General features: G+C 38.7%; 14 protein-coding genes. 12 read left to right on the top strand and 2 right to left on the bottom strand.

The features are described 5' to 3' along the window. Positions 1–105 precede the first annotated feature (105 nt). Together PVK62_RS13520 and PVK62_RS13515 are read left to right on the top strand one after the other, a co-directional pair. The gene (locus PVK62_RS13520) at positions 106–933 is read left to right on the top strand and encodes a CPBP family intramembrane glutamic endopeptidase (protein WP_274442738.1); all 828 of its coding nucleotides are present in this window, start codon (positions 106–108) and stop codon (positions 931–933) included. 92 nt (positions 934–1025) lie between these two features. Then, positions 1026–1982, top strand: a complete 957-nt coding sequence (locus tag PVK62_RS13515) for a LysR family transcriptional regulator (protein WP_274442906.1) — start codon at positions 1026–1028, stop codon at positions 1980–1982. Between the two features lie 83 nt (positions 1983–2065). Here PVK62_RS13515 and PVK62_RS13510 read toward each other — a convergent pair whose 3' ends face one another. Then, positions 2066–2725, bottom strand: coding sequence for a nitroreductase family protein (locus PVK62_RS13510; protein WP_274442737.1), 660 nt, complete (start codon positions 2723–2725; stop codon positions 2066–2068). A 430-nt stretch (positions 2726–3155) separates the two neighbouring features. Between PVK62_RS13510 and PVK62_RS13505 the strand changes: the two genes are divergently transcribed. The 5 genes from PVK62_RS13505 (at position 3156) to PVK62_RS13485 (ending at position 6993) form a co-directional block, all read left to right on the top strand. Next, positions 3156–3620, top strand: coding sequence for a hypothetical protein (locus tag PVK62_RS13505; RefSeq protein ID WP_274442905.1), 465 nt, complete (start codon positions 3156–3158; stop codon positions 3618–3620). Between the two features lie 271 nt (positions 3621–3891). Continuing rightward, positions 3892–4161, top strand: a complete 270-nt coding sequence (locus PVK62_RS13500; protein WP_274442736.1) for a PTS sugar transporter subunit IIB — start codon at positions 3892–3894, stop codon at positions 4159–4161. 12 nt (positions 4162–4173) lie between these two features. Continuing rightward, entirely contained in the window at positions 4174–5430 is a 1257-nt protein-coding gene (locus tag PVK62_RS13495; RefSeq protein ID WP_274442735.1) for a PTS ascorbate transporter subunit IIC, read from the top strand. Then, positions 5427–5876 (top strand): PTS sugar transporter subunit IIA, encoded by a 450-nt coding sequence (locus PVK62_RS13490; protein ID WP_274442734.1) that lies wholly within the window; start codon positions 5427–5429, stop codon positions 5874–5876. Before PVK62_RS13495 ends, PVK62_RS13490 begins: the two co-directional genes overlap by 4 nt. A 373-nt stretch (positions 5877–6249) precedes the next feature. Next, positions 6250–6993: an EAL domain-containing protein gene (locus PVK62_RS13485; protein WP_274442733.1), complete on the top strand. Its 744-nt coding sequence runs from the start codon at positions 6250–6252 to the stop codon at positions 6991–6993. A gap of 117 nt (positions 6994–7110) precedes the next feature. Here PVK62_RS13485 and PVK62_RS13480 read toward each other — a convergent pair whose 3' ends face one another. Beyond that, positions 7111–8223, bottom strand: a complete 1113-nt coding sequence (locus PVK62_RS13480) for an NADH:flavin oxidoreductase (RefSeq protein ID WP_274442732.1) — start codon at positions 8221–8223, stop codon at positions 7111–7113. A gap of 345 nt (positions 8224–8568) precedes the next feature. On the opposite strand from PVK62_RS13480, the gene PVK62_RS13475 reads away from it, so the two are divergent. The 5 genes from PVK62_RS13475 to PVK62_RS13455 all read left to right on the top strand — a co-directional run bounded on the left by PVK62_RS13475 (position 8569) and on the right by PVK62_RS13455 (position 12967). Beyond that, complete coding sequence (locus tag PVK62_RS13475; RefSeq protein ID WP_274442731.1) at positions 8569–9255, top strand: tetratricopeptide repeat protein; 687 nt, start codon at positions 8569–8571, stop codon at positions 9253–9255. A 2-nt stretch (positions 9256–9257) separates the two neighbouring features. Next, the gene (locus tag PVK62_RS13470; RefSeq protein ID WP_274442730.1) at positions 9258–10172 is read left to right on the top strand and encodes a hypothetical protein; all 915 of its coding nucleotides are present in this window, start codon (positions 9258–9260) and stop codon (positions 10170–10172) included. 485 nt (positions 10173–10657) lie between these two features. Further along, the gene (locus tag PVK62_RS13465; protein WP_274442729.1) at positions 10658–12124 is read left to right on the top strand and encodes a peptide MFS transporter; all 1467 of its coding nucleotides are present in this window, start codon (positions 10658–10660) and stop codon (positions 12122–12124) included. Between the two features lie 173 nt (positions 12125–12297). Further along, positions 12298–12642 (top strand): rhodanese-like domain-containing protein, encoded by a 345-nt coding sequence (locus PVK62_RS13460; RefSeq protein ID WP_274442728.1) that lies wholly within the window; start codon positions 12298–12300, stop codon positions 12640–12642. Positions 12643–12730: 88 nt separating this feature from the next. Then, complete coding sequence (locus tag PVK62_RS13455) at positions 12731–12967, top strand: hypothetical protein (RefSeq protein WP_122032487.1); 237 nt, start codon at positions 12731–12733, stop codon at positions 12965–12967. Positions 12968–13013 lie beyond the last annotated feature (46 nt).

The raw sequence follows: 13013 nt of genomic DNA, 5'->3' as shown, positions 1-13013 counted from the left end.
ATAATAGTTAATGGAAATGATAATGATATTCATTTTATCTATCCGTGAGGTCTATTACCCTGTATTATTTCCATCAATTTTTATTGCTTTGTTGTAGGAATTATTGTGGTCTTTGATTTTTCGATGTGGATTTGGCTATCGCTTGCTTTAGCTGTTGTTCTGGCTTTTGTCCAACAAATGAAAGTGAGCTTTATTTTACTTGGGATCAGTTTAATCGGAGCAATTATAGAGCAGAGATTAAACTTTACAGGGCTGGCAGGGGTAATAGTAGGCTTAGTCATTGCTTATAAAGCACCACGTTTAGAGCGTAAGTGGCAATATGGCGCTTATGCTTTTATGTTTATGTGGTCGATTGCATTATTCCTACATTTTATTCCCGGCTTTAGTAATGCTAAAGTTTTAGATTCTGTCGTTTCTGGACCATTAAGTATTCCATTTACGATGTATTTGAATTTAGATAAACCGCTAATATTTTTCGGATTATTACTGGCTTACCCTGCGTTATTAGGTAAAAAAGACACCATCAACAAACAAGCATTAATGCTTATTGCTGTTCCCTTATTGGCTTTGCTGCCTCTTGCGTGGGGATTAGGCGCATTAAAACCAGAGTTTACAATCCCTAGTTGGTGGTGGGTATTTGCTTTAAATAATTTATTACTGACTTGTGTTGCAGAAGAGGCCTTTTTCCGTGGTTTTATTCAACAAGAGCTAGGAAAACGTGTTGGTTGGGTTTCAGGTATAGCAGTAGCAAGTCTATTGTTTGGCTTGGCGCATATTGGCGGTGGTTGGTTGCTGGTTGCTTTTGCTACCTTAGCTGGTGTTGGGTATGGTTTAGCGTTTCATTACAGTAACCGTTTATGGGTGGCGGTCGGCTTCCACTTTTTGTTTAACTTTTTACATCTAGTGTTTTTTACTTACCCACTGATGCGTTGATAGCACCTTATATTTAGATAAGTATGATAGGCTTTAGTTAATGATTTATAATGTCATTAGTTAATGCCTCTCTATTTAAACAAGGATCTGTTATGTCTCTGGTTAACCAGCTTTCACTCTTTATTGATGTCGTACAACAAGGCTCGTTTACTAAAGCCGCTGCGCTGCATGATATGGATAATTCAGCCCTCTCTAAACAGATCAAAAAATTAGAGACAGAGTTAGAAGTTCAGTTACTTAACCGTTCGACGCGATCTTTCTCTCTAACGCCCGCAGGTGAAGAGATTTTAGAGCAAGCTCATCAACTGGTTAACACCATCAGTCATGTACAAAGCATTGCTGATTCTTACCATGTAGAGCCAAAAGGTCGAATACGAATTACAGCCCCTGTGCATATTGGACAACAATATTTGCAACCAGTGATCAGTAAATTCATGAAGTTGTACCCAGATGTAGAGATTGTGCTGCTAATGGACGATAAACGAACTGACATTATTACTGATCACTTTGATGTTGCTTTTCGTTTAGGCCGCTTGGATGATTCAAGTTTGATTGCCAAAAAGATAGCAGACATTGGTGCGGTTGTTTTAGCCTCGCACGAGTTCATTGAGCAATATGGCGAACCTACCACGCCAGAAGAGCTTATCAGTTTGCCTTCTGTTATTTACAGTAATGGCACGTTAACGGTAGACACACTTAGGTTTAGTGAAACACCAGATTCAAAACAGTATAAAAACTACAAAATGAAGGGTAACTACAAAGTGAATGACGTAAGAACACAGCTGGAAGGAGTGAAAGATGGCTTAGGTTATGCCGCAATCGCATCTTCTAATTTGGCGTGTTCAATCGAAGATATGAAATTAAAACCGTTATTAACAAACTATGCCATTTGCAATAAAGGGCTTGCAGTTTATGCTTTATATCCGCATAGAAAGCAGACCGCGTTAGTGAGAGAGTTTATTGCAGCAGTGCAGGAGTATATAGGCCAGCCGCCTCGTTGGGAGCAACATGTCCCAAACTTCGATACTATGTATCAAATCAATAAATAGAAACAGCCCAATAAATCAAAACAACCCCACGCAAAAAGAGCAGGGTTATTTTAAGAAACGGTAGGTTTTTTGAGTGTGAGATCTTAAAGAACCGTAATCACATCTTCCATGGCTAAACGTGCTTTTGGAAGACCATGGTTATAATCTTCAACGTCTTTGTGATATCCCAAAGCAAGTGCAAAATCACATACATAGCCATCAAGTTCATCTTTAAACTCTTCGCCAATCAATTGAGCATCAACACCTTCCATAGACGTAGAAGCAATACCCATACGAGCAAGTGTGTGCAGCGTGTTACCTAAAGCGATGTAAGATTGTGCTTTTGTCCAGTTGCCATTAAAGCCATTTTCATCAGTATTCAGTTCAACAAAACCATAAGCACCATCAAGCATATCGTTGTAACGTTCAGCAGGAAGGTGACCAGAGCTTACTTCAGCATCCACCACTTTACGGTATTGATCTTTATTAAATTTAGGATTGTGTGCAAACAAAATGGTATGCGATGCTTCTTTTGCGTGCGGTTGGTTAAACTGGAACATATTCGCAAATGTACCGTGGAAACGCTCTTTCGCTTCATCACTTTCAAGAACAATGAATTTCCATGGTTGAGAGTTAATTGAAGAAGCAGATAAGCGAATTGCTTCTTTAATAACATCCATATCTTCTGCTGAGATACGTTTAGTAGCATCGTATTTTTTTGCTGTATAACGAGTGTTTAAATCGACAATAATTGGGTGAGTCATATCTACTTCCTAAATTCGGTGAACAAAAGTGTCAGCGGGAATATCCAACCTACGCGCTGTTGATGGAAGTAAGATAAACAAAACACGCTAAGAGAAAAATAGCGTAATTATCCAATAACTATGGAAGAAAAGTACCACAATCATAATGTTTGTTTTCTTGGCTGCTAGATGATGTGAATGGGAGGGAAATGTTTCTTGTTTATCAGGACTCGTGTTTTTCTATAAGAGTCGAGCCATTTTTAAGAATAGGATAAATACAATATTTTAGATTATGCTTTATATATAAGCATGAGTTGTAACTTAAATGATAGATTTATCTTGATGTTTTATATGTATATACTCTCGATGGGCTGCATAGATGAGAGTATAAAAAACACACTCAGATCTGTTTAGATGCGCGATATAGGAAGGACAGATGTTAGCAAAGAAGATGGATGCGCCGTTAGATATGAAAAATGGCGTAAGGTTTAAAACCAAAAAGCACGGCTATGTTACCGTGATTGAATACTACAACACGCATACCGTGATTGTCGCGTTTGAGAATACAGGGAACATTCGTGCGATTAGTGCTGCTAAATTAAGAAGTGGCCAATTGGCTGATCGTTCAGTACCGCCGGAGTCCATTATGGTGGGTGAAATAATAGAGTCAGTAAAGCATGGCTTATTAACCATTGTTCAAGTGGAGTCAGAAAACATTGTTCTCTTAACCAATGAAAAAGGTGAAGAAGTACGGATGCTATTACCTGCAGTACAAAAAATGAAGCTCAAAGCAGGCGAAATACCAAAAGAAGAGCCGAAAATGCCAATGTCATTAAGCGCGCTTACAAAACGAAATAAAAAGACTAAAGACGTAAATAATTTATTGAAAAAAATGCTGACAGATTACGGGAAATAATTGACTAATACTTATTGATTATTTTTACAGTTCGAATTTAAAAACGCATCTATTTATAAATACAACACCCATCACAGTTTCAAATTCCTCAGAAAAAATTAACAAAGCATTTTGTTAATAAGACCGTATTAAGTAGATCTGCATCACAATCTCATTTTGGCTTTGTGATTTAGATCTATTTAAATCTGCGAATTACCCATTAAGATTCTCAGCATAATAAATAGGGAATGAAATATTACATTCCAAATTAATCCTACAGAGAGTATATAAAATGAAAAAGATCTTAGTTGTATGTGGTAACGGTTTAGGCACTTCATTAATGATGGAAATGGCGGTTAAAGAAGTAATCAAAAAAGTAGGTTTTGAAGCAGAAGTTGATCACGAAGATTTATCATCAGCAACATCAAGCAACGCTGATATCTGGGTTGCTGCAACGGATGTAGCAAGTCAACTAGAAGACGCGGGTAAACAAAATATCATTAGTCTTAAAAATATTTTTGACAAAGCGTCTATTGAAGAGCAACTAAAAGCATTCATGTAAGGTCTTATTATTATGATAAATTTCTTCGAATTCATGCTCGGCTTATTAAAAGAGCCAGCAATCATGGTGGGTTTAATTGCCTTTATTGGCCTTGTTGCCCAAAAGTCTGATATATCGACCATTTTAAAAGGCACCATTAAAACCGTAATGGGATTTTTAATTCTAGGTTTCGGTGCTGGTGCATTAGTTGGCGCATTAAATAACTTCTCAGTGGTATTTACAGAAGCGTTTGGTGTGAGTGGTGTTATTCCAAATAACGAAGCGATTGTGGCATTAGCACAAGAAGCCTTTGGTTATGAAATGGCATTAATTATGTTCTTCTCATTTATTGTGAATATCATACTGGCTCGCCTTACTCCTTTAAAATATATATTTTTAACGGGTCACCACACCATGTTTATGTCGATGCTTGTTGCGGTAATTTTATCAACAGCAGACATTACAGGTACAACATTAGTTGCAGTAGGCTCTATCATTGTTGGTTCGCTAATGGTTATCATGCCAGCGATTGCTCAAAAATATACTGAAAAAGTAATGGGCACAGACCAACTTGCAATGGGCCACTTCTCAACACTTTCTTATGTGGTTTCAGGCTATATTGGCAGCAAGTTTGGTGACACATCAAAATCAACAGAAGACATTAATGTACCAAAAAGCCTAATGTTCTTACGTGATACGCCTGTGGCTGTTGCTGCAACGATGGCACTGTTCTTCTTATTGGCTTCTAGCTTTGCTGGTGGTGAGTTTGTTGAGAGTGTATCTGGTGGACAAAACTGGGTGGTATTCACCTTTATGCAATCACTTACTTTTGCTGGCGGGGTTTACATCGTACTTCAAGGTGTAAAAATGTTGATTGCAGAGATTGTTCCAGCGTTTAAAGGCATTTCAGACACCTTAGTTCCAGGTGCAAAACCTGCGCTAGATTGTCCAATGGTATTCCCTGTTGCGCCTAACGCGGTATTAATTGGCTTCTTATCTTCATTCTCTGCTGGCCTATTAATGATGGGTGTACAAGGCATGATGGGATGGACAATTATTGTTGCTGGTGTGGTTCCTCACTTCTTCGTGGGTGGTGCTTCTGGTGTGTACGGTAATGCAACGGGTGGTTTACGTGGCGCTATCTTAGGTTCATTTGCACAAGGTATTTGTATCTCAATCTTACCAATGCTACTGCTTCCAGTGCTTGGTGGCTTAGGATTAGAAGCAACAACCTTCTCTGATTTTGACTTTGGTGTTGTTGGCCTACTACTTGGATGGTTTGTATCATGAGTTTATTAGAGTTAATTGGTGACGACGGTATTGTTATCACATCAGAGCGTAATTTAAGTGTCGATTCAGCGTTAGCGCTAACGTGTTCAGTATTGCTAAAAAATGGAAAGATTGAACCAAGTTACTTAGAAGCCATCAAACAGAAACACCATGAAATTGGTGCTTACTATGTGCTTGCTCCTAAAATTGCAATGCCACACGCAAGACCTGAAGATGGTGTAAACGAAGCGGCGCTTCAAATTACCGTGTTTAAGAATGGTGTGAACCTAGAGTCAGAAGACAATGGCGATGTGTACTTCTCAGTGACATTAGCTGCCATGGATTCAGACAGCCACATCAATACCATTATGGCGTTATCTGAGTTGTTCCAAAACGATGACGATATCGAGGCAATCATCAATTCAGATAGCCAAAGTGACATCGTTGAGATCCTAAAAAAATACTAGAATTCCCCCTCTAGTCAATCAAACTAAAACGCCGCGGTTAATACCTGCGGCGTTTTTTTATCTTAGCTTATAAATTTGAACAACAGGATAGATAAATAATCCCATTTTTGATTATGTGCGGTATTGATGTTCATATACTTGGGGAGTTTGAACAAGGCTATTTAGATGGTGGTTTAGTGAGGTGTGATCAAGTTTGTCAAGTTGAGAGTTTTATCAACTGACGTACCAATAAATGGTTATTTATGGTGGGAGCTTGTGGTTTATAAGATTTTTTAGATAAAAAAGTGTATGTTAGTTCCCTTGAATAATAAGGAATGACATTAAAAATTCTATAATTCAACAAACAGAACTACATACTTATAAAAGGTTATTCATGAACTCAGACAACCCATCAATTGCTCACATTCAAAGGACTGATTATGCCGAGCTAAATACTATTTTAATGAACAATGAACTTTTATCTTATTGGCAGTCAATTCAAAATATTCAAACCGGAGAACAATTTGGTTATGAACTGTTAATACGCGGTCCTATTGGCTCTCAATTACATACACCGGATAAGCTTTTTAGTGCAGCGATAGAAAATAATTGTGTCGATGAGCTAGAAATCAAGTGTCTAGAAACTCACTTATCTAAGATGCATGAGCTGGGTATTAAGCAAAATGTTACGGTGAATATATCGCCTAGAATGTTATTTAATGAAACGCTTCTTGAGATTTTATTTAATTATTCAACACCGGAACATATTAAGCTAGAGCTTACGGAGCATTTACCAGTCAAAGAATGGGATCCAATAAAAGAAAAAATGAATCAATTAAGAGCGGTGGGTTATGAGTTTTGGCTTGATGATGTAGGTTGTGGTTATTTTGATTTAGATCTAATCGATATTGTTCAGCCTGAAGTCGTAAAGCTCTGCATTAAACTGATGAAACGATTAGGCGAGGGTGACGAGTTTCTTAAAAAATTGCGAACAGTCGTCAATAAAGTACACCGTTATCATGGAAAAGTACTTGCTGAAGGCATTGAAGAGCAGTGGCAGCTAAATACAGTAAAACCTCTGGGTGTTAATTATAGTCAAGGTTACTATTTTGATAAACCTTGCTTGGTTTGTGCTTAATTGAGCATGTAACTAGACAAGTAAAGATCCTAAAAAATGCCACAGTGATTGTAAACTGCGGCATTTTTTATAACTTATCGATTTATAAACTTATCGATTTATAAACAAAATAAACTCTTACGCTTGGTCTTTCTTTGGCTTTCTCTTTTTATATACCACGCAGAAATTACCGCGTTTGGTACGACACTTAGAGCAACGCTCACAATCGACTTCTGCTCTGCTGCCTTCTTTCCAACGTTTAATTAACTGAGGCTCAGCAAGTAAAGGGCGTGATAAAGCAAAATATTGAATATTGGTGTTTTCAGCAATCGCTTCAATCGCACAAATATCGTTAAGACCACCTACCGTAATCACAGGGATAGAAATGTCTTCACTGATCACCGCACCATATTCACGAAAATAGCCTTCATCTTGCAAGGTATAACCATCGAACGATTCGCCAACCATGGTGCTTGCATTGCCGTGAATATTACCTGAAACGATAATGGCATCGACCCCAATCTCTTCCAGTTTTTTACAGATAAGGCGAGTGTCATCAAAGGTTAAACCGCCATCAAAAAATTCCGTGGCCGTTAGCTTAACTAAAATAGGGAAATCATTACCCACTAATTCTCTGATCTTGGCATAAATCTCAATTAAGAATCTCATGCGGTTCTCTAAGCTACCACCGTATTCGTCTTCACGACGGTTGTAATATGGGCTTAAAAATTGATTGATTAAATAAGTGTGCGCCGCGTGAATTTCAACACCATCAAACCCTGACGCTTGCGCTCGTCGGCTTGCTTGAGCAAAGGCATCAACAATGTAATCAATCTCCTCTTTAGTCATTGCTTTGCCAAGCGTTTGTGTACCTCTTTCGCATACGTCACTTGGTGCAAAAATAATACGCTCACCAACGTTATACGTAGTTTTAGTGCCACCATACGCCAACTGCATCGCAATTTTAGAATCATACTTGTGTACTAACTCTGTCAGCTTTTGGTACTCAGCAATAAAAGAGTCGTTGTACATCCCCATCATGCCAGCGTTGGGCTTTTCTTCCTCAACGATATTTGCATAACCTGTCACTATTAAGCCGACGTCACCTTGGGCTAGCTCTTCATAGATATCGTAAAGTTTGTCCGTCATATGGCCATCTTCAGTCGCCATATTTTCCCACGTTGCACTTCGAACAAAGCGGTTTTTTAGTGTCATGTTGCCAATCTGGGTTTGTGTAAACAAAGTGCTCAAGTGCAATCCTCTAGAAGTGTTTTGTCATGTCGTTGGGATAAAAGGGCGGCAATAGTAGCGCTAAGAAAAGAGCAAAACCTTAATCTATATTAAGAAGTGGGCATATAATTTATGAAGAAAGATGTTTGTCTCAATTTGCGCGATAAATCGCATGATGAAGCCCTTTAAATGGCGTTGCAAAACAATCACATGTGATAATGGCGGAGAGTCTACGGGTCATGCTAAGATAGCTAAGCATCTGAACTGTGGTATTTATTTTTCCAAACTGTAAAAGAGGTTAAATAGGCAGAGTTTTTGATTTATTCGAAACCTAGAAAGGCATTAAATTTTTGGACTATTGAACTCATGATAAATAAGCTTAAAAGTGCTGGAATAACCATCTTAGGCACGCTTGTCGTGGCGTTTTTCTTTTCATTATTTAAATCGGAAGGCATTAAGCTTTCTGGTATTGAACGCTATGCAGAAGAAATATCAGCACAAGAATCTCGGCAAGTTGGTTTTACTCTATTAAAGAATAAACAATATACCCAAGCGCGAGCGTTTTTTGAACAGGCTGCCAATAAAGGCGATATTCCTAGCCAAGTGACCTTAGCGACGCTTTATTATTATGACACGACTGTTGAGCAACACTTTAAAATTGCTTATCAATGGTTTAGCAAAAACTCAGATCATCCAATGGCGCAGTATTACCTTAGCCTTATGTATCACATGGGGGACTATGTCACTAAGAACCCTCAACTTGCACAGTATTGGCAACAAAAAGCGGCCTATCAATCTTTGCCTGTCGCGCAATATAACCAAGCGGTGATGTATTCAAATAATCAGCAGTACGCTGAAGCATTTATTTGGGCAAGCTATGCCAGAAATAACGATTTCTCAAGAGCAAATGACTTAGTGAAACAATCTGAAGGACACCTGACTCCTCAGCAAAAAGCGCTTGCCCAACAGCAATATAATGTAAACAAAAGTAAACACATTTGGCAGGGCGAAAGCAGTAATTCATTCAGTGCCTTGTTAGAAGGGGAATTTTAACTATGCATATCCAGTCTCTAACCTTACATGTAGACGATGATCAAAAATGTTACCCTGGCGTTATTACGAGTAAACGAGAATTAAAAGTAGCCCTCAATGACTTTTTGTCAGGCGTTGATGTTGATTTTTCAGCTATCGGTGAGCAGGGAATTGTACTGCCTTTACTTATAGCAGAGGTGCAAGTGAGTAATGGAAAAATTAAGGTCAGTTATGATCTTATTGATACTGATAGTGGTCTTCTCACTCTTTTCTATCAAAACAGTAAGGGGAAAATTCGTAAGAAAGAGTTCGGCCAAGTAACACGTAGCGAGCTTGAAGAACATCTCGAGCAAGTATTGATATTAGGAAAAAGGGCTTTTATTGAGCAATACTTTCCGCCCGTAGTGTTATTAGAGAAAGTGGCTAATGTAATGGCCATCAGTTTGTTTATTTTCGGAATATTCGGTGTAGGTTCGATGTTCTTTTTCTCTGATCTAATGTGGCATGATGAAGTGATAGACAGAATGTGGTCAGTTGTGGTGCCGGTTTATCTTATTAGTGGTGTAATGCTGCTGCCAAAAATGCTTTCTAAACAGACCCGAGAACGAGCCAGAATGATGGGCCAAGGCTTGCCGAAGCAAATATTTAGTTTAACGATAGGAAATTTATTACTGACGCTTAGTTTGATGTTGGGTGGCGCGAATGTTTGGCACTTCCTATACGCAAAACCGGCCCAAATTGATATTATTTTTTCCGATAAAGCACGTGATTACTACAGTAAAAATTGCAAAGGCTCGGTGAGCATAGATAAATTTTCAGGATCGATGTGTTTAGAAAATAAAGCCTATTGGCAAGTCATTAAACAAGGTACTCAAGCGAAAGCTACTGGACAGCTATCACCAATTGGTTTTGATTTTGAAGCGATTGAACTGAAATAATAGTACAAAGATGGAGTTGAAAAAACGTAACCCCATTGGGTGATTATAAATAATCAATGTTATTAGAGAGTGGGTCTAAAATATGTTATTTTTGAATAACAAATACCAAACACTCCCTCGGTATTAATGTAATGTCAGTTAAGTATTTCAAATTTTTCTTGTTTTACTAAAGGCAAGTACCATCATTAACAAAAAGTCATTTCTAGCTCTGATAATAGCGGTAAGCATATAGACATCCATCTATGCTCAACAGGAACCTGCTGTTAAAGGCAATAGAGAAAAATTGCGCTGTTAAGGTGGACGAAATGTTCGATATGAACTCCGTCCCAACATGACTATCATTTTTGAAAACTTATGTTACACGGGATGTGCCGCAAATATCTTGGTGTTTTTATCCTTGCTGTGTATGTTTAGCCAATATTAGTGAATAAGTACCAATAGAAAAATCATTGATACTTATTTGGGCAACCGTCATAGGGCAGCAGATGAACACGATCAAACAACCTAAAGGGCTATTCCACATTATTGCGATTCAAATGTGGGAGTTTTTCAGCTATTACGGCATGCGCTCTTTATTGATCCTTTTCTTAACCGAAAAGCTATTAATGTCAGATCAACATGCTTACGCCTTATATGGAGCCTATACCTCACTGGTCTACGTGACGCCAATCATTGGGGGTTATTTAGCGGATAAATATTTAGGTAACTATTGGTCAGTGATTTTAGGTGGTTTATTGATGGTCGGGGGGCACTTTGTTCTCAGTATTCCAAGTAGCGATCACACCACACTTTATATCGCACTATCATTGATTATCTGTGGTTATGGTTTCTTTAAAACTAACTCAAGCTGTTTGTTGGGCGAGCTATACCAAACTAAAGAGCAAGAGCACGGACGTGAAGCAGGTTTCTCTATCTCTTATATTGGTGGCAACATCGGCTCCATGATTGCGCCTATCTTATGTGGTTTTGCCGCCATGAAATGGGGATGGCACATCGGTTTTTCATTGGCAGGGGTAGGAATGCTTATTGGCTTGGGTGTCTTTATCTCAGGGCGTAAAAACTTTGCTCATGTAAGTCAACCGAACTTTACTGCACTACAACAAAAAAGCGCAGGCATTCCGCATTGGTCACTACTGATCATCGCTATTGCTGTCGCCACATTAGGCTTGGTATTTGTACTTGAAAACCTATGGGCAGGGTATATCTTATTTGTGATTTGTTTTATCTCAGTGATTCACATCATCAACTTATATCGTAAAAGTGATGCAGAAGATCGCCAAAAACTAAACGCAATTATGTACTTCATGCTCTTTGGTACTGTGTTTTGGGCTTTTGATCAACAAGGTGGCAGCTCAATCAGTTTATTCATCGAGCGTAACATCAACACCAATATTGGCGGCTTTACCATTCCAACCGCGTTCTTCCAAGCCATTAACCCCGTTGCGGTGATTGTTGGTGGTGCAGCGGTAGCATGGTTATGGAAAATATTAGAGTCAAAAAGTATCTCAGTAAGAACACTGACCAAACTAAATATCGGTCTTTTACTGTTAACCGCAGGCTTTAGTTTAATTACCTTGTCATCAAAATTAGCAATGGCAAGCGGTGAGACAACCTTCGTCTGGTTAATGGTTGGCTTATTGTGTATTGGTGTGGCAGAGCTGTTTATTGACCCTGCCGCCCTTGCCGCCATTACACGCTTAAACCCACAAGGCGCAACGGGTACATTAGCGGGTATCTATATGCTTGCAGGGGGCTCTGTTGCCAACTACTTGGCGGCAGATATCGCGCAGTTTACCTCAACAAATATTGGAGAAAATGCAGGAGCCCTAGATTTAATCGTCTCTGCAACGCAATATCATCACGTATTTCAAAGCATTCTATTTGTGACTATCGGTGTGTTTGCATTAGGTTTGATTGTGGATTTCAAACACCGCAAGCAAGCAGCAATGTAACAGATAGCCAATTTTACTTGGCGGATATAAAAGCCAGTGACATTCCTTTTTATTAAAGAGAATGCACTGGTTTTTTTGATCTAGCCTATAAATACGATGAGCAACCTATGTAAAAACACACAATCCAGATTAAAATAAGGCAAATTTTATTGAGCGTTTTTAAAGGATAATAAATGAAAATTAAAGCCGGATTATGCCTACTACTATCAATGCTATCTTTTAATGGCTGGGCATCAGAGCGCAGTGAGCAAGCGTGGGATCTTATCGAGCAAGGCGCATTATTAATAGACGTACGTACCCCAGGTGAATTTAACCAAGGACACCTAACCGACGCCGCAAACTTGCCATTAAATACCGCAGATACCGCCTTTGCCAATATCGATAAAGACACGCCTATTGTCGTGTACTGCCGCAGTGGTGCGCGCTCAGGTAGAGTGATGAGCTACTTACAACAAGCAGGCTATACCCAAGTACATAATGGTGGTGGTCTAGACGAAATGTTGTCGACCAAGCCATAAAGTTGTGCAAGTTGCTGAACTATTGCTTGACCAAAATAGCGCTTAGAATTAAATTTATAAAACAAGTAGGTAAGGGCTCAGAGACGTTATGAAAGTAGAAGCAATTGGCAAAATTCAAACCGAATCTATTGAAAGAGATAGAAGCCAAGAAGAGTTAAAAAACAGCATTAGTAACATGAAAATGCAGAACGAAGGTGTGTACGACCAAAAAGCCATTAACTTCGCAATGAAGCGCGGAGAATTAAGAGAGCAAGAAATTGAATCAAGAGTGAACCGATTAAAAGTCTACATGGACCAACAGCGTAATTTAAACAATATCGCCTAACGCTTGATGATTAAGACATTATTATAATAGCTTAATCATCAAGATA

The organism is Aliivibrio sp. S3MY1 (genome assembly GCF_028765575.1).
In the GTDB taxonomy this organism is placed as follows: domain Bacteria; phylum Pseudomonadota; class Gammaproteobacteria; order Enterobacterales; family Vibrionaceae; genus Aliivibrio.
Note: the sequence above shows the minus strand (reverse complement) of the source record. Positions and strands in the feature narration are given on the sequence as shown.

What these genes read in the sequence shown, in the direction of transcription:
- PVK62_RS13515 (WP_274442906.1), top strand. Translation starts at nt 1,026, where the DNA reads ATGTCTCTGGTTAACCAGCTTTCACTCTTTATTGATGTCGTACAACAA.
- PVK62_RS13510 (WP_274442737.1), bottom strand. Translation starts at nt 2,725, where the DNA reads ATGACTCACCCAATTATTGTCGATTTAAACACTCGTTATACAGCAAAA.
- PVK62_RS13505 (WP_274442905.1), top strand. Translation starts at nt 3,156, where the DNA reads ATGGATGCGCCGTTAGATATGAAAAATGGCGTAAGGTTTAAAACCAAA.
- PVK62_RS13500 (WP_274442736.1), top strand. Translation starts at nt 3,892, where the DNA reads ATGAAAAAGATCTTAGTTGTATGTGGTAACGGTTTAGGCACTTCATTA.
- PVK62_RS13495 (WP_274442735.1), top strand. Translation starts at nt 4,174, where the DNA reads ATGATAAATTTCTTCGAATTCATGCTCGGCTTATTAAAAGAGCCAGCA.
- PVK62_RS13490 (WP_274442734.1), top strand. Translation starts at nt 5,427, where the DNA reads ATGAGTTTATTAGAGTTAATTGGTGACGACGGTATTGTTATCACATCA.
- PVK62_RS13485 (WP_274442733.1), top strand. Translation starts at nt 6,250, where the DNA reads ATGAACTCAGACAACCCATCAATTGCTCACATTCAAAGGACTGATTAT.
- PVK62_RS13475 (WP_274442731.1), top strand. Translation starts at nt 8,569, where the DNA reads ATGATAAATAAGCTTAAAAGTGCTGGAATAACCATCTTAGGCACGCTT.
- PVK62_RS13470 (WP_274442730.1), top strand. Translation starts at nt 9,258, where the DNA reads ATGCATATCCAGTCTCTAACCTTACATGTAGACGATGATCAAAAATGT.
- PVK62_RS13465 (WP_274442729.1), top strand. Translation starts at nt 10,658, where the DNA reads ATGAACACGATCAAACAACCTAAAGGGCTATTCCACATTATTGCGATT.
- PVK62_RS13460 (WP_274442728.1), top strand. Translation starts at nt 12,298, where the DNA reads ATGAAAATTAAAGCCGGATTATGCCTACTACTATCAATGCTATCTTTT.
- PVK62_RS13455 (WP_122032487.1), top strand. Translation starts at nt 12,731, where the DNA reads ATGAAAGTAGAAGCAATTGGCAAAATTCAAACCGAATCTATTGAAAGA.